The organism is Pseudomonas sp. 9AZ (assembly GCF_902506525.1).
GTDB classification, from domain to species: domain Bacteria; phylum Pseudomonadota; class Gammaproteobacteria; order Pseudomonadales; family Pseudomonadaceae; genus Aquipseudomonas; species Aquipseudomonas peli.
In genome coordinates this window covers 1-24,343 of the sequence record NZ_LR733840.1, presented here as the reverse complement: position 1 = coordinate 24,343, position 24,343 = coordinate 1, and the positions used below count along the sequence as shown (strand labels likewise).

At 57.5% G+C, this 24,343-nt stretch carries 22 protein-coding genes, 2 tRNA genes and 1 pseudogene; 20 read left to right on the top strand and 5 right to left on the bottom strand.

What is annotated here, in order from left to right; genetic code table 11:
* Positions 1-182: 182 nt before the first annotated feature.
* Together ALTER154_RS00125 and ALTER154_RS00120 are read left to right on the top strand one after the other, a co-directional pair.
* Positions 183-1,076 carry a LysR family transcriptional regulator gene (locus ALTER154_RS00125; protein WP_160084754.1) on the top strand — a complete coding sequence of 298 codons (894 nt, stop codon included), beginning with the start codon at positions 183-185 and terminating at the stop codon, positions 1,074-1,076.
* 134 nt (positions 1,077-1,210) lie between these two features.
* Positions 1,211-1,450, top strand: coding sequence for an ABC transporter permease (locus ALTER154_RS00120; RefSeq protein WP_372239936.1), 240 nt, complete (start codon positions 1,211-1,213; stop codon positions 1,448-1,450).
* A 76-nt stretch (positions 1,451-1,526) separates the two neighbouring features.
* Here the strand turns inward: ALTER154_RS00120 and ALTER154_RS00115 are convergent, their stop codons facing one another.
* On the bottom strand, positions 1,527-1,853 hold the full coding sequence (locus ALTER154_RS00115) for a hypothetical protein (RefSeq protein WP_160084753.1): 327 nt from the start codon (positions 1,851-1,853) through the stop codon (positions 1,527-1,529).
* 469 nt (positions 1,854-2,322) lie between these two features.
* Positions 2,323-3,204, bottom strand: a complete 882-nt coding sequence (locus tag ALTER154_RS00110) for a LysR substrate-binding domain-containing protein (RefSeq protein ID WP_160084752.1) — start codon at positions 3,202-3,204, stop codon at positions 2,323-2,325.
* A gap of 133 nt (positions 3,205-3,337) precedes the next feature.
* On the opposite strand from ALTER154_RS00110, the gene ALTER154_RS00105 reads away from it, so the two are divergent.
* The 8 genes and pseudogenes from ALTER154_RS00105 to ALTER154_RS00070 all read left to right on the top strand — a co-directional run bounded on the left by ALTER154_RS00105 (position 3,338) and on the right by ALTER154_RS00070 (position 12,423).
* Positions 3,338-4,390 (top strand): agmatine/peptidylarginine deiminase, encoded by a 1,053-nt coding sequence (locus ALTER154_RS00105; protein ID WP_160084751.1) that lies wholly within the window; start codon positions 3,338-3,340, stop codon positions 4,388-4,390.
* Between the two features lie 4 nt (positions 4,391-4,394).
* The gene (aguB, locus tag ALTER154_RS00100) at positions 4,395-5,303 is read left to right on the top strand and encodes an N-carbamoylputrescine amidase (protein ID WP_160084750.1); all 909 of its coding nucleotides are present in this window, start codon (positions 4,395-4,397) and stop codon (positions 5,301-5,303) included.
* Positions 5,304-5,305: 2 nt separating this feature from the next.
* Positions 5,306-6,403, top strand: a complete 1,098-nt coding sequence (locus tag ALTER154_RS00095) for an extracellular solute-binding protein (RefSeq protein WP_160084749.1) — start codon at positions 5,306-5,308, stop codon at positions 6,401-6,403.
* A gap of 275 nt (positions 6,404-6,678) precedes the next feature.
* A complete protein-coding gene (locus ALTER154_RS00090; RefSeq protein ID WP_160084748.1) occupies positions 6,679-7,803 on the top strand; it encodes an agmatine/peptidylarginine deiminase in 1,125 nt (374 codons plus the stop codon).
* 249 nt (positions 7,804-8,052) lie between these two features.
* Positions 8,053-9,512: pseudogene (locus ALTER154_RS00085) on the top strand (OprD family porin).
* A 17-nt stretch (positions 9,513-9,529) separates the two neighbouring features.
* Complete coding sequence (locus ALTER154_RS00080; protein ID WP_160084747.1) at positions 9,530-11,314, top strand: amidohydrolase; 1,785 nt, start codon at positions 9,530-9,532, stop codon at positions 11,312-11,314.
* Between the two features lie 90 nt (positions 11,315-11,404).
* Entirely contained in the window at positions 11,405-11,635 is a 231-nt protein-coding gene (locus tag ALTER154_RS00075; protein WP_160084746.1) for a hypothetical protein, read from the top strand.
* A 98-nt stretch (positions 11,636-11,733) separates the two neighbouring features.
* The gene (locus ALTER154_RS00070; protein WP_160084745.1) at positions 11,734-12,423 is read left to right on the top strand and encodes a PA2778 family cysteine peptidase; all 690 of its coding nucleotides are present in this window, start codon (positions 11,734-11,736) and stop codon (positions 12,421-12,423) included.
* 66 nt (positions 12,424-12,489) lie between these two features.
* Here the strand turns inward: ALTER154_RS00070 and ALTER154_RS00065 are convergent, their stop codons facing one another.
* Entirely contained in the window at positions 12,490-13,773 is a 1,284-nt protein-coding gene (locus ALTER154_RS00065; RefSeq protein WP_090256185.1) for an FAD-binding oxidoreductase, read from the bottom strand.
* Between the two features lie 186 nt (positions 13,774-13,959).
* Between ALTER154_RS00065 and ALTER154_RS00060 the strand changes: the two genes are divergently transcribed.
* The 10 genes from ALTER154_RS00060 (at position 13,960) to ALTER154_RS00015 (ending at position 21,734) form a co-directional block, all read left to right on the top strand.
* A tRNA-Val gene (locus tag ALTER154_RS00060) sits at positions 13,960-14,036 on the top strand.
* Between the two features lie 241 nt (positions 14,037-14,277).
* Positions 14,278-16,200, top strand: a complete 1,923-nt coding sequence (thrS, locus tag ALTER154_RS00055; RefSeq protein ID WP_160084744.1) for a threonine--tRNA ligase — start codon at positions 14,278-14,280, stop codon at positions 16,198-16,200.
* Positions 16,200-16,751, top strand: a complete 552-nt coding sequence (infC, locus tag ALTER154_RS00050; RefSeq protein WP_169852835.1) for a translation initiation factor IF-3 — start codon at positions 16,200-16,202, stop codon at positions 16,749-16,751. The genes thrS and infC overlap by 1 nt, the downstream gene beginning before the upstream one ends.
* A 60-nt stretch (positions 16,752-16,811) precedes the next feature.
* Positions 16,812-17,006, top strand: a complete 195-nt coding sequence (gene rpmI / locus ALTER154_RS00045; RefSeq protein ID WP_079202156.1) for a 50S ribosomal protein L35 — start codon at positions 16,812-16,814, stop codon at positions 17,004-17,006.
* Positions 17,007-17,031: 25 nt separating this feature from the next.
* On the top strand, positions 17,032-17,388 hold the full coding sequence (gene rplT, locus ALTER154_RS00040; RefSeq protein ID WP_040069108.1) for a 50S ribosomal protein L20: 357 nt from the start codon (positions 17,032-17,034) through the stop codon (positions 17,386-17,388).
* Positions 17,389-17,483: 95 nt separating this feature from the next.
* Positions 17,484-18,500 (top strand): phenylalanine--tRNA ligase subunit alpha, encoded by a 1,017-nt coding sequence (gene pheS, locus ALTER154_RS00035; protein WP_160084743.1) that lies wholly within the window; start codon positions 17,484-17,486, stop codon positions 18,498-18,500.
* A gap of 45 nt (positions 18,501-18,545) precedes the next feature.
* Positions 18,546-20,924, top strand: coding sequence for a phenylalanine--tRNA ligase subunit beta (pheT, locus tag ALTER154_RS00030; RefSeq protein ID WP_160084742.1), 2,379 nt, complete (start codon positions 18,546-18,548; stop codon positions 20,922-20,924).
* Between the two features lie 3 nt (positions 20,925-20,927).
* Positions 20,928-21,230: an integration host factor subunit alpha gene (gene ihfA, locus ALTER154_RS00025; RefSeq protein ID WP_003243414.1), complete on the top strand. Its 303-nt coding sequence runs from the start codon at positions 20,928-20,930 to the stop codon at positions 21,228-21,230.
* Positions 21,211-21,567, top strand: a complete 357-nt coding sequence (locus tag ALTER154_RS00020; protein WP_160084741.1) for a MerR family transcriptional regulator — start codon at positions 21,211-21,213, stop codon at positions 21,565-21,567. The genes ihfA and ALTER154_RS00020 overlap by 20 nt, the downstream gene beginning before the upstream one ends.
* 90 nt (positions 21,568-21,657) lie before the next feature.
* Positions 21,658-21,734 (top strand) — tRNA-Pro (locus ALTER154_RS00015).
* Between the two features lie 408 nt (positions 21,735-22,142).
* On the opposite strand, the gene umuC is transcribed toward ALTER154_RS00015, so the two are convergent.
* A complete protein-coding gene (gene umuC, locus ALTER154_RS00010) occupies positions 22,143-23,417 on the bottom strand; it encodes a translesion error-prone DNA polymerase V subunit UmuC (protein WP_160084740.1) in 1,275 nt (424 codons plus the stop codon).
* Complete coding sequence (locus tag ALTER154_RS00005) at positions 23,410-23,847, bottom strand: LexA family transcriptional regulator (protein WP_160084739.1); 438 nt, start codon at positions 23,845-23,847, stop codon at positions 23,410-23,412. Before ALTER154_RS00005 ends, umuC begins: the two co-directional genes overlap by 8 nt.
* Positions 23,848-24,343: the final 496 nt, after the last annotated feature.

Sequence of the window (24,343 nt, the reverse complement as noted above, 5' to 3'; positions counted from 1 at the left end):
GGGATGGTCCTCTTCATGGGTTGAAGATCAATCGCGGAGTTGGCTCTGGCGTTTGTTTGGCCCCACTCGCGGGAGAAGACGCAAATGGGTGGAAGGCATTGTCGTGAAAAAATTAGGCTTTGATTAGCTAATGAATGCTTAAAGCCGCTATAACCTGTGCTACTCAATCAGAGGATGGGCGCATGCCTCGACATAACTTCAACGATCTGCAGGCCTTCGTGACAGTGGCTCGCGAAGGCAGCTTTACGCGCGCAGCAGCACACTTAGGGGTTACCCAGTCGGCAGTCAGTCAGGTGGTGTCCGGACTGGAGGCAAGGCTGCAGATCCGCCTGCTCACACGTACCACTCGCAGCGTTTCCCTGACGGTGGCCGGTGAAAGGCTGATGGAGGCTATCGGCCATCGTTTCGACGAGATAGAAGCCGAGCTGGATGCCCTGACCGAGCTGCGCGACAAGCCGGCAGGCACGGTGCGCATCACCTGTGGCGACAACATCATCAAGACGACCTTGCTGCCCAAGCTGATCCCCGTCCTGGCGGCCTATCCGGATATCAAGCTCGAATTCAATATCAACTATGGCTTCTGTGACATCGTGGCTGAGCGTTTCGATGCTGGCGTGCGCTTCGGCGCCACGGTGGCGCAGGACATGATTGCGCTGCCCATCGGCGGCGCCCTGCGCATGGCCGCAGTGGCTGCACCCAGCTACTTTGCCGAGCACCCCATGCCCAGGCATCCGCACGATCTAGCGGTGCATCGGTGCATCGATATCCGCTTTCCTACCTACGGCGGGGTGGATGCCTGGGAGTTTGAGCGCAAAGGCAAAAAACTGAAGGTGAGGGTCGAAGGGCCGTTGGTATTCAACACGACGACCCATATCGCGGACGCCGCTGTCGGTGGTTTGGGAATTGCCTATCTACCCGAAGATGAGTTCGCTCCGCACCTTGAAGAGGGCCGGCTGATTCGTGTGCTGGAGGACTGGTGCGAGCCATTTTCCGGCTATCACCTCTACTATCCCAGTCGTAGACAACCCTCACCGGCCTTCGCTCTGGTGCTCGAAGCATTGCGAGTGACGAAGTAGAGCAACAGCGCCGGATCGCCCCGGAAATTGGTTACCTCCGTTCCCGCTTCTGGCCCTGAGCGACGGCCGGGCTTCGACCGTCGCTATGAATTGCATGGTTAACCCTCGGCCTGTTCCGCCATTAATGCGATCACATCCTTTTCAATGGTTTTTTCTTCGGCACCACACCGCGCGAGAGCATGCCCGAGCTGGTACAGCAAATCATGTTGGTGGCGCCCACCACCCACTTCGTCGATCTGGCCCAGGCGATTCTCTATCGCGGCGCCGGGTTTGCGACCGTCTGGCCGCAGTTCCTGGCGATCATCGGCATCGGCGCGTTGTTCTTTGCCGGCGCGCTGCTGCGCTTTCGCAAGACGCTGGCACAGATGTCCTGAGGGTGGCGCAGCAAGGGCTTACGCCACCACGGGGTTTGCGAGTAGTTGGCGACAGATAGAAATTGGCCAGCCGTGCTTAAACAAATACCTGCCGAGCCATCCCGCGCGGGATGCGGTTTCTACCCGGCAGTTGCTCCAGGCGTTGCTGCCATTCGGCTCGGGGTTTCAGGGTAGCGGTTGGCTTTACCATTTCAGCCACTGCGGCAGCGGCCTTCGCCGCTTTTGCGGCGGCTCTAAGCTCAGCAAGGCTTGGGGTTTTACGGACAGGTTCGGCAGTGCCTTTTTCAACGCTGCGCAGGCACAGCTTGCATGAAACCTGAGTGACATCCTGGGTGCTGCTCAGGTTCGAGCCGGTGCGTCCACATGCGATATTTTCCGCGGACGCGGTGTAGTGAATAGCCAACGTGTTGTCTCCTGCATTTTTGGGGCGCGGGATTCTACACGCTTCGCTTCGCACGCCAACTGCTTATCGTTGTGTTGCGGCAGAGTTGTGGGGAAAGGTCGAACAGTGGTGCCATGTTCAAGCCTGTGTAGTTGCGCGTGATAACCCCTTTGCCTGGGTTTGCGCAGGACCGCGGCAGTTGCTGGGCGGGTTGCTAGCTAACTGCACGATAGGCAGCTGTCGGCCGATTCTGTTGAAAAAGTCCCGTCGCGATTTTTCCCCATGAAAGAGTGTTAGCGACGTTGAAATCTGGTTCGCTCAGAAGACGAAGCTGTCTTGGTTTTTACGTAGCAACGCCGAAATCGAGCGATTTTCGAGCTGCCGAAAAGAAGCTCTCTCCGAAACCGACTTTTTCAACACAATCGGCCAAAAGCGGTCGTTCGTTAGGTACAAAGGCATGGGCGCCTCACCGCGTTATGAGTGCCATATTCTATAAAGGATGCGTAGTCAGCCTTGCTGCCACCAAGTTGTGAGTCAGCCAGTCACTAAAGCTGCGCGTCAGCTCGCTGCTCTCGCTATCACGGTGCACCAGCCAGGCCCAGTTGGGACCGCGCACCGTCTGTTCCACCAGGGGCTGCAGCAGACCATTGCGCCGCGCCTGGTCAGCCAGCAACTGGCTGACCAGGGCGATGCCCAAGCCTTGGCTGGCTGCATCCAGCAGCAGGCCGGGGTCGGAAAAATTCAGCCCGTGACTCTGCTGGCCCACATCCTGCCCGCCTTGTACGGCCCAGTGGCTCCAATCCATCTCCCGTTCGCCATGCAGGGTGCAGCGCTCGTCTGGTTGTTGCGCCAGCAGGCTGGGGTGGGCCGCTGGATAGAGGCGGTCTTCCAGCAGCACGCGAAAGCTGCACTCGGCCTGGGCAGTGAGGTCGTCACGCACGGCAAGGTCGATGGTCTGAGTGGTCATGTCCGGCACCTCATCACTGGTGAACAGCCACAGGTCGATTTCCGGGTGCAGGCGATGAAATTCACCCAGGCGCGGCACGAGCCAGTGGCGGGCGAAGGCCGGTGTGGTGTTGACCACCAGTTGGTTGGGCTTGCGGTATTGCTCCAGGCGACGGATGCCCACTGCCAATTGCTGCAACAGCGATTGCGTCGTGCTGAGCAGGTCATGTCCGGCATCGGTCAGGCTAACGCTGCGTCCACTGCGGTGGAACAGCGGCTGTTCGAGGAATCCCTCCAGGCTGCGAATCTGTTGGCTGATCGCCGACTGAGTCAGGTGCAGCTCCTCGGCCGCCTTATGGAAACTGCCCAGGCGGGCGGCGGCTTCGAAGCCGCGCAGGGCGTTTAGAGGCGGCCAATGTTTAAGCATGATTGATAAGCCTTTCTAATCTGATGTGCGCAAAATCTATCGTTTGTTGTGGCGTTTTTACAGGCCTAGCATGCAAGTCATCACCGCATTCGCGGTTTTCAGTGATAACAATGACTTAACTGAAGGCACTTGTATGCAGCATAGCGCAGTCGCAGAAAATTCCTGGTTCATGCCCGCCGAATGGGTTCCGCACGCCGCGACTTGGATGGTCTGGCCTCACAATCAGGCGCTCTGGGAGTCCGGCTGGGGTGTCACCCTGGCCGAGGTGCAGGTGGACTTCGCGCGGGTGGCCAACGCCATTGCTCGCTTCGAACCGGTAAAGATGGTGGTTGATCCATCGGCAGCGCTGCGTGCACGTGAGTTGTGCGGGCCCAACATCGAGTTGCTTGAGCTGGCCGTGAATGACAGCTGGTGCCGCGATTCCGGGCCGAGCTTTGTCTGCCATCCGCAGCGTGGGGTGGCCGGTGTTAGCTGGCGCTTCAATGCCTGGGGCGGCAAATCCGAGCATGATCTGGATGAGAGTCTGGCCCGGCGCATTCTCAACGGCCTGGGGATGGACTGCTTCGGCACACCATTGAGCAACGAGGGCGGCGCGATCCATGTGGATGGCGACGGCACGCTGATCACCACCGAATCGGTGCTGCTCAACCCCAACCGCAATCCGGGGATGAACAAGGCCGAGATGGAAGAAATCTTCGCCCGCCTGCTTGGCGTGAAGAAGACCATATGGCTGCCGGGTGATCCGCAGTACGTGACGGGCGACATGACCGACGGCCATATCGATGGCGTGTGTGCCTTCGCCAAGCCCGGCGCGCTGCTGGTCGACGCCACCCGCGATCAGGGCTCGGTGTATGCCGAGGTAGTGCGCGAAAACCGTCGCGCCATCGAGCTGGCCACCGACGCCCGCGGCCGCAAGTTCGAGCTGCTTGAGCTGTTCGAGGCCACCGATGCGGTAGACACTGAGGCCGAGGTGTTCTGCGCCTCCTACACTAACTTCTACATCTGCAACGGCGCGATCATCATGCCGGCCTACGGCATTGCGGCGGACGAGGAAGCGGCGGCGACCCTACGCCTGGCCTTCCCGGGCCGCGAAGTGGTGCCGGTGCAGATCAACCAGCTGGCCCATGGCGGCGGCGGGGTGCATTGCATCACTCAGCAGCAGCCGGCCTGGCCGCTGAAGGGGTGAAGTCATGAGCAAACTGACCGTCGCCACCACCCAGTTCGCCTGCAGCTGGAACCTTGAGCAGAACCTCGATCAGGCCGAGCGCCTGGTGCGCGAGGCGGCCGCCAAGGGCGCGCAACTGATCCTCTTGCAGGAGCTGTTCGCCACCCCGTACTTCTGCATCGAGCAGGACCACAAGCACCTGGCGCTGGCCGAGGAATACAGCCAGAGCCGCGTGCTCAAGCGCTTCGCCGCCTTGGCCAAGGAGCTCGGTGTAGTGCTGCCGCTGTCCTGGTTCGAGAAGGCCGGCAACGCCTACTTCAACTCGCTGAGCGTGGCCGATGCCGATGGCCGTCTGCTTGGGGTGTACCGCAAGACCCATATTCCTAACGCCATTGGTTACCAGGAGAAGGAATACTTCAGCCCCGGTGACAGCGGCTTTCGCGTCTGGGATACCGCCTTCGGTCGCATCGGCGTGGCCATCTGCTGGGACCAGTGGTTTCCCGAGACGGCGCGCTGCCTGGCCTTGCAGGGCGCCGAGGTGCTGCTGTTTCCCACCGCCATCGGCTCCGAACCGGGCGCGGCGGCATTGGACTCGCGCGACCATTGGCAGCTAACTCAGCGTGGCCATGCTGCCGCCAACATCATGCCGGTGATCGCCGCCAATCGCGTCGGCCGAGAGGTGGCGACCACTGATCCAGCCTTGCAGATGAGCTTCTACGGCTCGTCCTTTATCACCGACCACAAGGGCAAGTTGCTCGCCGAGGCTGATCGCGACAGCACGGGTGTACTGGTACGCGAGCTCGATCTAGCCGCGATGGGCGAAGAACGCCAGACCTGGGGCATCTACCGAGATCGTCGCCCGGAAATGTACGGCCCGCTGCTGGGCCTGGACGGACGGCAAACACATGTGCGCTGGAATCACCAAGGAGTCTGATGATGAAATCTGGTAATGCCTTACTGATCGCCTCGCTGAGCCTGGCCCTGGGTTGTGCCCAGGCCTGGGGCCAGGCCGAAGAAAAGATTCTGCGCCTCTACAACTGGGCTGACTATTTCGCCCCGGAGACCCTAAGCAATTTCACTAAGGAAACCGGCATCCGGGTGATCTACGACGTCATGGAAGGCAGCGAAACGCTGGAGGCCAAGATGATGGCCGGGCGCAGCGGTTATGACCTGATCTTCCCGGGTGACACCGTGGCCGAACGGCTGATGCGTGCCGGTGCGCTGCAGAAGCTGGACACGTCCAAGCTTGAGCATCTGAATGACATCGAGCCGGGTCTGCGCAACCTGCAGACCAAATACCCCTACTCGCGGCATGCCACCGTGCCTTACACCTGGGGCTCGATTGGCCTGACCTACAACACCCAGATGATTGAGCAGCGCATGCCTCAGGCACCGGTCAATAGCCTGGACATGCTGTTCAAGCCGGAGCTGGCCGCCAAGTTCGCCGATTGCGGCATCTCGATGATCGACTCGCCGGACGAAGTGCTGGCCGTGGTGCTCAACTACCTCGGGCATGAGCCTCGCAGCGGCAAGGCGGAAGACCTGGCTGAGGCGCTGGCGCTGCTGAAAAGCATCAAGCCCTATGTGCGCAAGTTCCAGTCGCAGCCGGTCACCCAGCTGGTCAACGGTGAAATCTGCCTGTCGCTCGGCTACAGCGGCGACATGACCCAGGCCCAGCGCACGGCGGATGAGGCGAAAGCGGGTCGGACCTTTGGCTACCGCATCCCGGTGCAGGGCAGCACCATCTGGATGGACACCATGGCCATCCCGGCCGATGCCCAGCATCCGGAATATGCCTACGCGCTGATCAATTTCATCATGCGTCCGGAGAACATGGCGGCGATCAGCAATGCCACCGGTTATCCAACGTCCAGCGCCAAGGCCCGGCCGTTGGTGGCTGAAGACATGCGCAACAACCCGGATATCTATGCCGATGAGGCCACCTATGCGCGGCTGATTCCCGGCAAGGACATTCCGCAGCGCGACATGCGCGCACGCATGCGCACCTGGAGCACCTTCAAGACCGATCTCTAGGCTTTACCGCCTGCCTGTTAGCCGTCGCCCGTTCCTTGTTGCCAACTGCCGCGCCATCGGCGCGGTCAGGCGGTAGCGTGCGGCCGCAACGGAGATAACAACAGGTGCGAGTTGCCGCGAAACCAGAAGTCAAGGCCGTTGCGGCCGGCAGCAAGAGCAACGCGTTGCAACCGCCTGTGGCGGGCAGGAGCAGCACGCCATGGAGGGCCTTGCCGGACGCTGCGAAGGGCGTTGACCGGCGGGTATCCATCATAAAAAAGAGAGGGTGCAGCACCATGTCTACACGTCGTGATTTCATCAAACAATTGACGGCCGCCGCAGGTTTGGGCGTCGTCGCCTCCATGGGCATCGGCCTGAGCGCGCCGCAGGTGCGCGCCGCGCTGGGCAACAGCTGGCACATGCCGGACGAGAACGAACTGCAGGAGCGAATCTTCCTGGCGTTCGCTGCCAGCGCGGCAGTCTGGGATGACTGGGCGACCCCGGTAAACAACTGCATCGCGCTACTGGCCAAGACCATTGCCAAGTACCAGCCGGTGACCGTGCTGTGCCGGGCCAACCAGCTGGCGCTGGCCAAGAGCAAGTGCGGCACCACCAATATCAAGTTCCTCACCATGCCACTGGACGATGTCTGGGTACGTGACTACGGCGGCTGCTTCGTGGTTGACGGTCAGGGCGGTCGCGGCTTGGTCGACTTCAACTTCAACGGCTGGGGTGGCAAGCAGACGGCGAGCAACGACACCCAGGTTGCCGATGCGCTGAGCTACGAAACCTATGCCACCTATATCGCTAGCCAGCTGACCGGCGAGGGCGGTGGTATCGAGGTGGATGGCCATGGCACGGCGATCATAACCGAGAGCTGTTGGGTCAACAGCAACCGCAACCCGGGCATGAGCAAGGCGCAGATAGAGGCTGAGCTGAAAGCCAACCTCGGACTGCGCAAGATCATCTGGCTGCCGGGGATCAAGGGCAAGGACATCACCGATGCCCACGTCGACTTCTACGCGCGCTTCGCCTCCAAAGGCGTGGTGATCGCCAACCTCGATAACGACCCCAAGTCCTACGACTACGCGGTGACCCGCACCCACCTGAATATCCTCAAGGCCGCCACCGATGCCGATGGCAACAAGCTGGTGGTGCATACCCTCCCGCCGCCCCTGAAAAAACGCAGTAACGTCTACACCCAGAACAACCCGGATTTCGCCCCCGGCTATATCAACTACCTGCCGATCAATGGCGCGGTGATCGTGCCGCAGTTTGGCGACAGTGCCGCCGACAAATTCGCCAAGGACCTGCTGGCCAAGCTGTATCCGGGGCGCGTGGTGGTACAGGTGAATATCGACCCGATCGCCGGTGGCGGCGGTGGTATCCACTGCGTGACTAAGAACATGCCGGCGGTCTGAGTGCGTTTTTGCTCCTGAGGGGTTTTGTGTAGCCCCTTATTTAGCTGTGTCGTGGTTGTGCGCTAGGTCGTTCGGAGGCTAGCGAGTTGGTGCACGCGCTGGCTGCTTACCGTCAGTACAGGGGGATTTTGGCCGCGACATGGCTGTTTTTATTCCCGGGTTTATGGCGCTGGCCCAGCGGTTACTCGAATTGAGTGCCTGAGGCCGTGAACGGCCCGTATCCAAATCAATAATAAGGAACAACCTCTCATGCAAATTAAGACGTGCAGCGCCATGGCGCTGGCCATCTCGGTGGCTACCCTGCAGTTGGCGAACGCCGCCGATGAAGTAGCCGTCGAGCAATTGGCGCGCGGCCTGGCCGACTCCAGCCAGGGGCAGTCGAAGGGCTTTATCGAAGACAGCCAGCTGAACCTGCTGAATCGCAACGTGGCGATCAATCGCAACTTCAAAAACAACAATAACGCCGCCGCTAATGCTGCCGACGGTTTTAACGATGGCGTCAACACCAACCAAGGCGCGATCAACGAGTGGGGGCATGCCGCCATGCTCACCTACACCTCGGGCTTTACCCAGGGCACCGTGGGCTTCGGCGTGGACGCGTTTGCCAATGGCGCGGTGCGCCTGACCGGCGGCGCGGGTACCGGTGGCACTGGCGGTGTGGGCGGGGTTAACGTGTTTCCGGGCAGCAATCATTGCGACGATCTGACCGGCAGTTGCCAAGGTGAAGACGCCTACGGTCTGGCCGGTGGTGCAGTCAAACTGCGGGTTTCCGAAACCGAGCTGAAAGTCGGCAACCTGCAACCCAATAGCCCTGTGTTCGGTTACAGCGATCTGTACCTGATGCCGCAGCACTTTACCGGTGGCCTGGTCACCAGCAACGAGATCAGCGGCCTGGCCTTGCAAGGCGGTCACTTCACTTCCGGCAATGCTGAAAATAGTACCAACCAGGACGGTAATCTGGGCACCACCTACGGCCAGACCGCGTTCCAGCGTGCCGATTTTGTCGGTGCCGATTACAGCTTCAGTGACACCTTGTCTGGCGGCCTGCATGCCTCCAAGTACCAAGACGTATGGCAGCAGTATTACGCCGACCTCTACCACAGCCTGCCGCTGGGCGAAGAGACTGCGCTGAATACCAGCATCGCCTATTACAAAACCGACGACAGTGGCGATGCCACGTTAACACCGACGCCTACAGCGTGGCGCTGGCCTTGGTCGCTGGTGCGCACAGCTTTACCTTCGCCCACCAGCGGGTAAACGGTGATACGCCGTTCGACTACCTGGGGGTGGAAACCGGCGACGGCAAGTTCAACCCGGCCGGTTCCATCTGGCTGGCCAACTCCTCGCAGTTCGCCGACTTCAACGCCCCGGGCGAGAAGTCCTACAAGCTGCAATATGACCTCGACGTCGCCAGCTTCGGGTTGCCAGGCCTGAGCTTTATGGTTCGCTACGTCCGCGGTAGCGGTGCCGACGGCCGCGCGGCCGACGCCGAAGGTGCCTACGCGTTCTACAACGAGCTGGAGGATGGCCAGGAGTGGGAGCGCGATATCCAGGTGGCCTACGTGCTGCAAAACGGCCCGGCCAAGGACCTGTCCTTCACCCTGCGCCAAGCCACTTACCGCGGTAATGACGCTATGAACGCCACCAACTCCGGGGCGGATAACGATGAATTCCGCCTGATCACTTCCTACCCGTTGGATATCCTCTAAGCCCGGCACAGCCGTGCGTGCACGGCTATATTTTCTGCAGCACGCCGCCGTTATCGCCAGCCCTGGCGGTAGCGGCTTTGTGTTTTATCCCTGTGCCGGCTGACGAGGCTGGTGCGCATTACGACGAGGCCTTGCCCATGCGCAGCTCACATTCCCTGGCGCTGGTTCTGCTGCTCGGCAGCAACCTGGCGCTGGCCGATCAATCCGCCACCCTATTGCTGCACAACGCCACGATCTACACCGTCAATGCAGAGCAGCCCTGGGCCAGCGCTATGGTGATCGATGAAGACGGCAGCATCGTCGCCATCGGCGATGACGAGGATGTCGCCGACTATGTCGATGACGAGACCGAAACCGTCGACCTCGAAGGCCGCTTGGTGCTGCCGGGCTTCCAGGACACCCACGCCCACGTGCTGGATGCCTCCTCCGAGGCCCAGGGCGACTGCAAGGTCGAGGCAGCGGATGACGTGCAGCAGTGGTTGCAGGCGATCGCCGCCTGCAATAAACAGGACGACGGCGACTGGCTGCTGGGCTGGGGCTTTTCCCTGCACAGCCTGCTGGATCAGCAGAAAACCCCGCGCGAACTGCTCGACGGCATTGTCAGCGACCGCCCTGTGGCGATCATGGAAGAAACCTCGCATGCTTACTGGCTCAACTCCAAGGCGCTGGAGCAGGCCGGCATTACTGTCGATACGCCGAACCCGGAGGGTGGCATCATCCTACGTGGCGCGGCTGGCGAGGCCACCGGTGTGCTGCTGGATAACGCTGGCGATCTAGCCCTGGACAGGGCATTGCCGCCGTCCAAGGCGCTCGAAGAGGTCTACTACCAGGCGGTGCTGGCCGGGCAGGACGAGCTGGCAAAAAATGGCATCACTTCGGTGGCTGATGCACGGGTGTTCTGGCAGCGCGGGCATATGCAGGCCTGGCAGCGGGCGGCGCGCAATGATGAGCTGACGGCGCGCACCACGCTGGGCTTGTGGGCCTACCCGACGCGGGACGATGACACACAGCTGGCCGAGCTCAAGGCCTTGTATGACGAAGGCTCCGCCGACAGCCTGCTGCACGTCACCCAGATCAAGTTCTATGTCGACGGCATCATCCACAACACCACCGCCCGCCTGCAGCGGCCCTATAACCAGAACCTGCCAGGGGTCGAAGCGAAAGGCCTGTACTACTTCAGTCCTGGGCGTCTCGAACGCTACAGCCGCGAACTGGCCAAGGCCGGTTTCGATATGCATATCCATGCCATTGGCGACCAGGCCGTCAGCGATGCCCTGGACGCTATCGATGCCACTGGCGGCCAAGGCCGTCACCGCATCACCCACGTCGAACTGGTGGCCAAGCAAGACATCCCGCGCTTTGGACAGCTCGAAGTGATCGCCGACTTCCAGCCAAGCCCGTACTTCACGCCGTCATTTCTGAAAAGCAACGAGCCGATGATCGGCCAGCGCGCCTACGCGATGCTGCCCATGCGCGAACTGTATGACTCCGGTGCGCGTGTCACCCTTAGCTCCGACTGGGACGTCAACCCGCTTTCGCCCCTGGGCATCATGCAGAATGCCCTGAGTTTAGGTGAACGTGGTCTGCCGAACCTGGAAGCCGCAATCAAGGCCTACACCTTGGATGCGGCTTATACCCTGCGCCAAGAAAAGGACACCGGCTCGCTGGAAGTGGGCAAACAAGCCGATCTTATTGTGCTCGATCAGAACATCTTCAAATTGCCAATTAATCAGCTCGGCAAAGCCAAGGTTCTTTGGACTTTGCTTGGCGGCGAGGAGGTCTATCGCAATGCATCCTTCTAAAGGGCTATCCCGCCACGAGTAAAACGTCCGCTTCTGGCCGGTTACAGGTGCTGAAGGCAGGTGGTTATGAATCTAAGACGGTTTCCCGGCATGAGTGAATATGCCCAATCCATCATCGACGCAACGAAGACGCGCCGAGAAAGCGCGGTTAGAGGCGTGCTGGCAGGTGCAAAGTTATTGGGCATAGGGGGCTGTTTGTTTGACGGCGAGCGCAAGGTCTGCGGTCGTAAATCGGTGGTGTGCCGGGTGAAGGCAGCGTTGGCTGCAGTGCCGGGCAGTTTATCGGCCTGGAGAGGGTTTTCGTTTGTGCGTGTGACTTGAGCACTGTCTGCCGGAAACTCGGCATTTTGCGCAGATAGGTTGGGGCATCGGCACTTCATCGTTATGCTCTGCGCCACAAACAAGCCAGTGGGTGAGTGATGTTTCAGTCTGTGCGCGTAGTAAAGCTTCTGCCAGTAGCCCTGTTTTTTCTGCTCGCTGCCTGCGCTGGTGGGCCGCAGCTGCAGCCTGAGACCAAGCGCTTGCCCGAGCGGGTCGAGTTGGCTGATGTGCCGTTTTTTCAACTCAGTGATGCGCAGGGCGGGCCTTCGGCGTTGGCGGCGTTACTCAATCATCATGGTGTGATCAGTAGCCCCGGCCTGGTGGATGAGCGCATTCAGCAATTGGCCAAGGGACAAAGCGCGCAAGTCGGCCTTGAAGCGGCGGCTCGCTCTTATGATCTGCTGGTCTACCCCTTGCCGGGTAACCTGGATGCGCTGATGCAGCAAGTGTCGGCAGGTCATCCAGTGCTGGTGATGCAGGATCGTTTATTTGGCGGGCCGGGCGCGCAGTTTGCGCTGCTGGTTGGCTATGACCAGCGTGAGCGCACACTGGTGCTGCGCTCTGGCAACACCCGGCGTTGGTACACCAGCTTTGCTAGCTTCGACGATGCGTGGGGTGAGGCGGGGCGCTGGGCTGTATTGGTCATGCCTACCGATCAGTTGCCTGCGCAACCAAACAAACAGACGTGGATGGCGGCCGCGCAGGAATTGCAAAAGCAAGGTCGTGCGACTGCGGCGCAGCGGGCGTTGCGCACGGCGCGTCAGGTTTGGCCGGATGCGCAGCTGTAAAACCGTCGAAAGATAGAATGCAAAACGGCACCTCTTAAGGTGCCGTTTCTGTTTGCGGGTTGTGCTTTAGACGCCCAGCTTGTCACGCAGGGTGTAGTACCAGGCACCCAGAGCGCTGAATGGCACTTGGAACAGGCGGCCGCCGGGGAAGGGGTAATGCGGCAGATCGGCGAAGGCGTCGAAGCGCTCTGCCTGGCCGCGCAGGGCTTCAGCCAGCACTTTGCCGGCTAAGTGTGTGTAGGTCACGCCGTGGCCGCTGCAGCCCTGCGAGTAGTAGATGTTGTCGCCCAGGCGGCCGACCTGCGGTAGGCGCGACAGGGTCAGCAGGAAGTTGCCGGTCCAGGCGTAGTCGATCTTCACGTCCTTCAGCTGTGGGAAGGCTTTAAGCATTTTCGGGCGAATAATCGCCTCGATGTTCGCCGGATCGCGTGCGCCGTAGACCACGCCGCCGCCGAAGATCAGGCGCTTGTCGCTGGTCAGGCGGTAGTAGTCGAGCAGGTAGTTGCAATCTTCGACGCAGTAATCCTGCGGCAGCAAGCTTTTCGCCAGCTCAGCGGACAGGGGTTCGGTGGTGATCACCTGGGTACCGCACGGCATCGACTTGGCCGACAGCTCCGGAATCAGGTTGCCCAGATAGGCGTTACCGGCGACGACCACGAACTTGGCTTTGATCCGGCCGTTGGGCGTGTGCACAACAGGGTTGGCGCCGCGATCAATGCGGATAGCGGGGGATTGTTCATAGATCACGCCACCCAGCGACTCAACGGCAGCCGCTTCGCCCAGTGCCAGATTGAGCGGATGTATGTGACCGCCACTCATGTCGAGCATGCCGCCGACATAGGCGTCGCTGTCCACTACTTCACGAATGCGCTTGGCGTCCATCAGTTCCAACTGAGTATGGCCGTAGCGTTCCCAAAGCTTTTTCTGCGATTCCAGGTGTTTCATGTGCTTTGGGGTGTTAGCAGCGAAGACGCCACCGTCCTTGAGGTCGCACTGGATGTTGTACTTGGCGATGCGTTCGCGAATGATGCGGCCGCCTTCGAACGCCATATCGCCCAGCAGTTTCGCCTGCTTGGGGCCGACACTGCGTTCGATCACGTCGATATCGCGGCTGTAGCTGTTAACGATTTGTCCGCCATTACGACCCGATGCGCCAAAACCGACCTTGGCCGCCTCAACGATGCTGACCTTGAAGCCACTCTCAAGCAGGGCGATGGCGGTGGATAGACCGGTGTAGCCCGCGCCGACGATGCACACGTCAGTCTCGACTTCACCATTCAATTCTGGGCGCTCCGGTACCGGATTGGCGGAGGCCGCGTAATAGGATTGTGGATAAGCTGTGTGCGCCATTTTGCAACCTCTGTTCTTTATTTTTTACGAATGGACAGATGCTACCTGAGTTGAAAATGCCCGGCTAGTGGCCTGTGCGAAATATTAAACGCGCTGTAGAACAGTAAAAAATTCAGTTATTCAGACAGTTAGCGTAAAAAATAGGTTGACAGTTTTTTGCGCGGCCGTAGAATGCGCACCCATCGTAGGCACGTAGCTCAGTTGGTTAGAGCACCACCTTGACATGGTGGGGGTCGTTGGTTCGAGTCCAATCGTGCCTACCAAATTTGGTAGAAAAAGGGTCGCTTAGGCGGCCCTTTTTTATTGGGTTCTTGCCAGTAAGCCCGGCTTTCTGCAAGCATCCGTGGGGTAAATCGTTGTTTCAAACCTCCAGTGACCCCGGTTCGGTTTTGGTTGGCTGAAAAGCTCCTGCCATTGTAAGGCAGGTTTACCGCCGCATCGCTTACTGGCTCATCCCAACCCATGTGGCCTTTGGTAGAGGTCACCACTAGGAGAGGAGGCGCCATGCCCATCATTACTCTTCCCGACGGCAGTCAGCGTTCGTTCGATCACCCGGTATCCGTACTCGAGGTGGCGCAATCTATTGGTGCTGGCCTGGCTAAGGCCACGGTAGCTGGTAAGGTCAATGGCAAGTTGGTTGATGCCTGTGATCTGATTGATAGCGACGCAACTCTACAAATCATTACGCCAAAAGATCAGGAAGGCCTGGAAATCATTCGCCACTCCTGTGCGCATTTGATTGGTCATGCGGTCAAGCAGCTGTTTCCTGCTGCCAAGATGGTGATCGGTCCGGTTATTGACGAAGGTTTTTACTACGACATCGCCTCTGAGCGTCCTTTCACTCTAGATGATGTGGCAGCAATCGAGCAGCGCATGCAGCAGCTGATCGAGAAGGACTACGACGTCATTAAGAAAGTGACGCCACGCGCTGAAGTTATTGATGTCTTCACCGCTCGTGGTGAAGAGTACAAGCTGCGTCTGGTTGAAGACATGCCGGACGAGCAGGCCATGGGTCTGTACTACCACGAAGAGTACGTCGACATGTGCCGTGGCCCGCATGTGCCGAATACGCGCTTCCTCAAAGCGTTCAAGCTGACCAAGTTGTCCGGTGCCTACTGGCGCGGCGATGCCAAGAACGAGCAGTTACAGCGCGTGTATGGCACGGCTTGGGCTGATAAGAAGCAGTTGGCGGCTTATATCCAGCGTATCGAAGAGGCCGAGAAGCGCGACCATCGCAAGATCGGTAAGCGCCTTGATCTGTTCCATACCCAGGAAGAAGCGCCGGGCATGGTGTTCTGGCATCCCAATGGCTGGACCATCTATCAGGTGCTTGAGCAGTACATGCGTGGTGTTCAGCGCGACAACGGTTACCAGGAAGTGCGTACGCCGCAGGTGGTTGATCGTGTGCTGTGGGAGAAATCCGGGCACTGGGGCAATTACGCTGACAACATGTTCACCACTCAGTCGGAAAGCCGCGACTACGCGATCAAGCCGATGAACTGCCCGTGCCATGTGCAGATATTCAATCAGGGGCTCAAGAGCTACCGCGAGCTGCCGCTGCGTCTGGCTGAGTTTGGCTCCTGTCACCGTAATGAGGCATCAGGCGCCCTGCATGGCATCATGCGCGTGCGTGGCTTCACTCAGGATGACGCGCACATCTTCTGTACTGAAGAGCAGGTCAAGAAAGAAGCCGCAGATTTCATCAAGCTGACCTTGCAGGTTTACGCTGACTTCGGTTTCAGCGATGTCAAGATGAAGCTCTCAACCCGCCCAGCCAAGCGTGTGGGCGATGATGCGTTCTGGGATCGTGCCGAAGAGGCGCTGGCCAATGCGCTGAACGAAGCGGGTCTGCCTTGGGAGTATCTGCCAGGAGAGGGCGCATTCTACGGTCCTAAGATCGAATTCACGCTGCTCGACTGCCTCGGTCGTGCCTGGCAGTGCGGTACCCTGCAGTACGATCCGAATATGCCGCAGCGCCTGGAGGCGAGCTACGTTTCCGAAGACAACAGTCGCAAAGTACCGGTCATGTTGCACCGGGCGATTCTCGGTTCGTTCGAGCGTTTCATCGGTATTTTGATTGAGCACTACGAAGGTGCGTTCCCAGCTTGGCTGGCTCCGACTCAGGCCGTGGTGATGAATATCACTGATAAACAGGCCGATTTTGCCCTCGAAGTGGAGAAATCGCTCAATCAAAGCGGTTTTCGTGCCAAGTCTGACTTGAGGAACGAGAAGATAGGCTTTAAAATCCGCGAGCATACTTTGCTCAAGGTTCCTTATCTCTTGGTTATCGGAGATCGGGAAGTTGAGACGAAAACTGTCGCCGTGCGTACCCGTGAAGGTGCTGATCTGGGCTCAATGCCCGTCACTCAATTCGCTGAATTTCTTGCGCAGGCGGTTTCCCGGCGTGGTCGCCAAGATTTGGAGTAATCATTATTAAGCGTGAAATGAGACAAGATAAACGAGCTGCACCGAAGGCCCCGATCAACGAGAATATCTCGGCACGTGAGGTTCGGTTAATTGGCGCTGAAGGTGAGCAGCTTGGGATTGTGTCAATTGAAGACGCGCTTCTTAAGGCCGAAGAGGCCAAGCTGGATCTGGTAGAGATTTCTGCCGATGCAGTGCCACCTGTTTGCAAGCTGATGGACTACGGCAAATCGATCTTCGAAAAGAAGAAGCAGATTGCTGCTGCAAAGAAAAACCAGAAGCAGATTCAGGTTAAAGAAATCAAGTTTCGTCCAGGGACGGAGGAAGGGGATTACCAGGTAAAACTACGCAACCTGGTACGTTTCCTTAGTGATGGGGACAGGGCCAAGGTATCGCTTCGATTCCGCGGCCGTGAGATGGCGCATCAGGAGCTGGGCATGGAGTTGTTGAAGCGGGTTGAAGGTGACCTTGCTGAATACGGCACCGTTGAACAGCATCCAAAGATGGAAGGACGCCAGCTGATAATGGTCATCGCCCCCAAAAAGAAGAAATAATCACCAGGGCACGGCAGGCCTTGCGGTTATGTTTATCAACTGAATGCGGAGTATCCGAACATGCCAAAGATGAAAACTAAGAGTGGTGCAGCCAAGCGTTTTCTCAAAACCGCTAACGGCTTCAAGCACAAGCACGCTTTCAAGAGCCACATCCTGACCAAGATGTCCACTAAGCGTAAGCGTCAACTGCGCGGTAGCACCATGGTGCATCCGTCTGACGTAGCAAAAGTGGCGCGCATGCTGCGCGTTCGTTAATCGGTCAAGATAGAGGAAATTACTCATGGCTCGTGTTAAGCGCGGCGTTATCGCTCGCAAGCGTCACAAAAAAATTCTGAAACTCGCTAAAGGCTACTACGGCGCACGCTCACGCGTATTCCGTGTTGCCAAGCAAGCGGTGATCAAGGCAGGCCAGTACGCCTACCGCGACCGTCGCCAGAAAAAACGTCAGTTCCGCGCTCTGTGGATCGCTCGTATCAACGCTGGTGCTCGTGTTAACGGTCTGTCCTACAGCCGTTTCATTGCCGGCCTGAAAAAAGCGTCCATCGAGATCGACCGTAAGGTACTGGCTGATCTGGCAGTGAACGAAAAAGCGGCGTTTGCTGCGATTGTCGAGAAAGCGAAAGCCGTACTGGCTTAAGTCCCCGACAATCACCGGGCTCGCCCGGTGCTAAACGTCACCAATAGGGGAAGAGCCTTTAAGCTCTTCCCCTATTTCGTATCTGGAGTCTGTAAATGGAAAATCTGGATGTGCTGGTCTCGCAAGCGCTTGAGGCCGTTAGCCACACCGACGATGTGAATGTCCTGGAGCAATTGCGGGTTCACTATCTGGGCAAGAAAGGCGAATTGACTCAGGTGATGAAGACCCTGGGCAATCTGTCGGCAGAAGAACGTCCACAAGCTGGTGCGTTGATCAATGCCGCCAAGGATCAGGTTCAGGATGCTCTTAACAGCCGTAAGGCAACTCTGGAACAGGCCGCGCTGAGCGCCAAGCTCGCCGCCGAAAAAATCGACGTGACACTGCCAGGTCGTGGTCAGACTTCTGGTGGTCTGCATCCGGTAACCCGGACGCTGGAACGCGTTGAGCAGTTTTTCACCCGTATTGGCTACGGCATTGCCGAAGGCCCGGAAGTTGAAAACGACTATCACAACTTTGAAGCGCTCAATATTCCAGGCCATCACCCGGCTCGGGCGATGCATGACACCTTTTATTTCAACGCGAATATGTTGCTGCGCACCCACACCTCTCCGGTCCAGGTGCGCACCATGGAATCGCAGCAGCCGCCGATCCGCATCGTTTGCCCTGGCCGTGTTTATCGCTGCGATTCCGATATCACACACTCGCCGATGTTCCATCAGGTAGAAGGCCTGCTGGTCGATGAGGGTGTGAGCTTTGCTGACCTCAAGGGCACCATCGAAGAGTTCCTTCGGGTGTTCTTCGAGAAGCCGCTGGGCGTACGTTTCCGTCCCTCATTTTTCCCCTTCACCGAACCATCGGCTGAAGTCGATATGCAGTGTGTGATGTGCAGCGGCAAAGGCTGCCGCGTTTGCAAGCAGACCGGTTGGCTGGAAGTCATGGGCTGCGGCATGGTGCACCCGAATGTGCTGCGCATGTCTGGCATTGATCCAGAGAAATATTCCGGCTTCGCCTTCGGCATGGGGGTTGAGCGTCTGGCCATGCTGCGTTACGGCGTTAACGATCTACGGCTGTTCTTTGATAACGACCTGCGGTTCCTGGCGCAATTTCGCTAGCGCCCTCGCATTCCGTAATCGAATTGGTTCAGGAGAACAGACAGTATGAAATTCAGTGAACAATGGCTGCGTAGCTGGGTAAATCCGGATGTTGCGCGCGATGAGTTGGTGGCCCGCCTATCGATGGTCGGTCTGGAAGTCGATGCGGTAACGCCTGTGGCAGGTCAGTTCAGTGGCGTTGTGGTGGGCGAGATTCTTAGCGCTGAACAGCACCCTGATGCTGACAAGCTGCGTGTCTGCCAAGTCAGTAACGGCAATGAAACATTCCAAGTCGTTTGCGGTGCACCAAATGCTCGCGTCGGTATCAAGATTCCCTTCGCCATGATCGGCGCTGAGTTGCCTGGTGATTTCAAGATCAAACAGGCCAAGTTGCGTGGCGTGGAGTCTCAGGGGATGCTCTGTTCGGCTTCCGAGTTGCAGGTCAGTGATGACAACAGTGGACTCATGGAGCTGGCGGCGGATGCACCTGTTGGTCAGGACATACGCATTTATCTGGGCTTGGACGATGCCAGCATCGAAATCGGGTTGACCCCAAATCGTGGTGATTGTCTGTCGCTGGCCGGCTTGGCTCGTGAAGTGGGCGCGATCTACGGCGCGACTGTGGCACCTGTGTCTGTCGCTCCGGTTGCGGCTTCCCATGACGAAGTACGCTCGGTTGATGTCTTGGTCCCTCAAGCATGCCCGCGCTACTTGGGGCGGGTTGTGCGCAACGTCGACTTGTCCAAGCCTACGCCGCTGTGGATGGTCGAGCGTCTGCGTCGCTCCGACATTCGTAGCATTGATGCTGCCGTTGATATTACCAACTACGTAATGCTTGAGCTCGGTCAGCCTATGCATGCTTTTGATCTTGCTGAGATCAATGGTGGTATCCGCGTGCGTATGGCTGAAGAGGGTGAAAAGCTGGTTCTGCTGGATGGGCAAGAAGTCAGCCTGCGAGCAGACACCCTGGTGATCGCTGACCATAATCGCGCTTTGGCTATTGCCGGTGTGATGGGCGGTGAACATAGCGGTGTAAGTGCTAAAACGCGTGACCTGTTCTTGGAAAGTGCTTTCTTCGACACCATTGCGGTAGCTGGCAAAGCCCGTTCCTATGGACTGCACACTGATTCATCGCATCGGTTCGAGCGCGGTGTTGACTCGCAGCTGGCGCGCCATGCGATGGAGCGTGCAACCGAACTGCTGTTGGATATCGTCGGTGGTGAAGCTGGTCCTGTCATTGAAGTGGCCAGTGCCACCGACTTGCCTAATATTGCGCCAATTACCTTGCGAGCCGAACGCATCAGCCAAATGTTGGGTATGGACATGGAGGGCGCTGAAGTTGAGCGTCTGCTCACAGCGTTGGGGCTCGGTGTGACCGTTCAAGGCGCTGGTGAGTGGCTAGTCGATGTGCCGAGTCATCGCTTCGACATCAGTCTTGAAGTCGATTTGATTGAAGAGTTGGGTCGTTTGTATGGATATAACCGTTTGCCGGTTCGCTATCCGCAAGCGCGTCTGGCTCCGCAAGCTAAAGCCGAGGCTGCTGTCGACCTACCTGCACTGCGTCGTTTGTTGGTTGCCCGTGGTTATCAGGAAGCGATTACCTACAGCTTCATTGATCCCAAGTTGTTCGAGCTGTTCAATCCAGGTGTTGCGCCGCTGATGTTGGCGAACCCGATTTCTGCCGATATGGCAGCAATGCGCTCTTCCTTGTGGCCTGGTCTGATCAAGGCGCTTGAACACAACTTGAATCGTCAACAGTCGCGTGTGCGTCTGTTCGAAAGCGGCTTGCGTTTTGTTGGGCAGCTCGAAGGTTTGAAGCAAGAGCCGATGCTGGCGGGCGTAATTTGTGGCGGTCGCCTGGCTGAGGGTTGGGCGCACGGTCGAGATGATGTCGACTTCTATGATGTTAAAGCCGATGTCGAAGCCTTGCTGACCAGTGCAGGAGCGGGTGGTAGCTTCACCTTCGTGCCGGGTGAACATGCTGCGCTGCACCCAGGGCAAACAGCGTGTATCGAGCGCGAAGGGCGAGTAGTCGGTTTCCTGGGTGCGATGCATCCCGAGCTGTCGAAAGCGCTAGGCCTAGATCAAACCGTCTTTATGTTTGAGTTGGTGCTGGCTGAGATCACTCAAGGCGTTATGCCAAAGTTTCAGGAGTTGTCTAAGTTCCCCGAAGTGCGGCGTGACTTGGCTGTGCTGGTTGACCGTGACGTGCCTGCACAGGATTTGCTCGGTGCAATTCGTGAGGCTGCAGGCGAATGGATGACTGACCTCAAGCTATTTGACGTGTATCACGGTAAAGGTATTGATCCTCATAGAAAAAGCCTTGCCGTTGGCTTGACCTGGCAGCATCCATCGCGCACTCTTAATGACGATGAGGTGAGCACCACAATGCAAAATATTCTCACCTCCCTGGAACAAAGGTTCAACGCCACGTTAAGGAAGTAGCGTATGGGGGCTCTGACGAAAGCTGAGATGGCGGAACGTCTGTATGAAGAGCTGGGCCTGAATAAACGGGAAGCCAAGGAGTTGGTGGAGCTGTTCTTTGAGGAGATCCGCCAAGCGCTGGAGCTCAACGAACAGGTCAAACTCTCGGGGTTCGGTAACTTTGATCTGCGCGATAAGCGTCAGCGCCCCGGCCGCAATCCAAAAACAGGAGAGGAAATTCCGATCACGGCTCGCCGTGTCGTGACTTTCCGTCCAGGCCAAAAACTTAAAGCCAGGGTCGAGGCGTATGCTGGAACCAAGTCATAACGACGAACTGCCCGTCATACCCGGCAAGCGCTACTTCACCATCGGTGAAGTTAGCGAACTCTGTGCTGTAAAACCGCACGTGTTGCGTTACTGGGAGCAGGAGTTCCCACAACTCAACCCGGTTAAGCGGCGTGGTAATCGACGCTATTATCAGCGCCAAGATGTGTTGATGATTCGGCAGATTCGCGCGCTCTTGTACGACCAAGGCTTTACCATCGGCGGAGCGCGTCAGCGTCTTTCGGGTGATGAAGCTAAAGATGACAGCACCCAGTACAAGCAGCTGATCAAGCAAATGATTACCGAGCTTGAAGACGTGTTGATGGTGCTTAGAAAATAGTCGCTCTATTCAAAAAAGTTTCCACATTTCAGGAGCTTAATGTATAGTCCGCGACGTTTTCTGGTATAAGAAAACTGATTCACGCCTAGTCGGGGCGTAGCGCAGTCCGGTAGCGCACTAGCATGGGGTGCTAGGGGTCGAGTGTTCGAATCACTCCGTCCCGACCATATATATACAAAAAAGCCTAATCATCTAATGCTGATTAGGCTTTTTTGTGGGCGGTTATTTTCCAATGCGTAAGTTTGGCCCGACATTTACCTTTTCTAAAATGCTTATCGCTGACACAGCCATCGGGTTGACCTTCGTTTTATATGGAGGTTGCAGTGTGAAACATCGGCTTAACGATCAGTCAGTGGCGACTTGCTCCACAGGGTGCACGTCATCTGCGTGTTGAGGTCGATAGTGGCCTATTTATACGATGTTTTGGCGACCGGCAAAGTCTCCGAGGTTGAATGTTCAAAGGCGAGTCTGGCTTGAACACAGGTGTGAGAACAGTGATTTAAGCTTGAGATCTCATGGCTTCTAGTGGTCGTGGCATGAGAGATCGTGTGGTGGGCTCTACTGAGATTAAAAATCTATTGTGCTTTAACCTTAAACAGGTCCTGCCACCTAGTCGTGTAAGCCGGTGATAGCAGCTCCCGACGCATGCTCCACTCTGTGTGTTTGGTGATTCGTGCAGGCTTCAATGTCCCGCGCCCCCATCGTCCGTTGATGGCGTCCAGTGTTTTCATCAGGTGCTCGGTTCTCATGGTTTGTTCGGGTGTAAATAGATCTTTTGTGTATTCGTCACGTCGGCACAGATCCAGCAGCAGTACCTGAGCTTTGGCATAGCTAAACCCATTACGATAAAGCCGGCTTATTCCCTCACGCGCTGCTGAAATGATCAGGCGTGTGTCGTCGGTCGGGTAGGGCAGCTGGCAAATCAGACCATTGGCATATTTAGCCTCTGCAGGGTTGAACATACCGGTACGCAGGCTGATGCGAATCTGCCTACACAGTGAGCCTTGTTGACGCAGTTTTTCAGCCGCTCGGGTGGCGTATGCAGTAACGGCTTCCTGAATCGGTTCGATGGTTTTCAGGCGTTTGCCGAACGAGCGACTGCAGCAGATCGCCAGTTTGGCTGGCTCAGTTTCTTCGAGTGCTAAGCAGGCAGTACCGCGCAGTTCGCGTGCGGTTTTCTCGATCACCACATTGAAGCGCTTTCGCAGTTCTCGAGCATCATGTCTAGCCAAATCCCAGGCGGTTTTGATGCCCAGTGCGTTTAGATGAGTTTGCATGTGTGCGCCGATTCCCCAGACTTCTCCTACGGGCACGATATTAAGTAGCTTGTCGCGCCGGATCGGATCGCGTAGGTCGACGACTCCGCCGGTCTGTTTTTGCCAGCGTTTGGCGGCATGGTTGGCCAGTTTCGCCAAGGTTTTGGTTTCAGCGATACCGATACCAACAGGGATGCCCGTTTTCTGCCTGATCTCGTTTTGGAGTGCTCTGGATAGATGCTCTAGTGGCTCCGTGATCCCGGAAAGGTCGGCAAAGGCCTCATCAATGCTGTAAACCTCAACGGCCGGCAGGCGCGCTTCTATGATGCTCATCACTCGCTCGCTCATGTCGCCATAGAGTGCGTAGTTGCTGCTGAAAGTCATAATGCCATGACGGTCGAGTTCGCCACGGATTTCATGGAATAGCGCCCCCATTTTTACGAAAGGTTTAGCGTCTGCAGAGCGAGCAATTACGCAGCCATCGTTGTTGCTTAGTACCACGATAGGTGTGTGCTGTAGGTCAGGCCGGAACACTCGCTCGCAGCTTGCGTAGAAGCTGTTGCAGTCGATTAGTGCGAACGCTGGCTCAGGCATGGTGGCGGTGGTTCCTCAGGCTGTGACTCACAACCCCCCAAATCATCAGTTCGTCATCGTCAAGTACGTAGCGAGGTGCGTAATCAGGGTGCTCGGATTGCAGCACATACGACTTATGGTGCCGGCCCAAACGTTTGACGAATACATCACCATTTAGACAGGCCACAACGATGTCGCCCGGCTTTGCTTCCAGTGCGCGACTGACGATCAGGTAATCGCCATCGAAGATTCCTGCGCCATTCATGCTTTCACCGCTTACCAGCGCGACATAAGTGTGCGGTGTATTGATGTCGAGAAGCTCGTCCAGAGACAGTTTGTGTTCCATGTGATCCAGGGCAGGACTGGGAAAGCCGGCGGGAATGTGCGCCTCAAAAAATGGAAGGTGAGTGCAATTGGTGTGTAGTTCGCTAAGGATCTGAGCGTTGCTCATAGGGGAATCGCCTTTACTGGTTTTATATACAGTATCCGGTGGTTTTTAGATTCGACAAGGGGTGTTCGTCGGCGTGCACCTCAGGCTGCTTGAGTGTTATGGCAAAATTTTGTGCATCGCACCTGTGTGCTTGATGATTGGGGGCTTCTGGTTCTGGTTCTGGTTCTGGTCCTGATGCTGATGATCTTGTCAGGCTGTTTGCATGCAGCACTGCTATTGATCGGCTAGTGCCGCTTTCTTTGGGGGGGGGGCGTCGCTTCTTTCATATATGGATGCAGTGCATCCCTACCTGGGTTTAAAGAAGGGGGCGTTTCTGTAGGCGGCGCGCTAGTGGTTTGTGTGGCTACAGCCCTTGAGTTCGGGGGTGTTGAAACAAAAGCGCAATAATCATTGACCTTCGTTTGCCAGTCCCTATAATGCGCACCTCTTCAGGCGTAAGTAGCTCCTTAAACTTCTTATAAAACAAGAAGTTAGATTTAAAAAGGGCTTGCAAAGC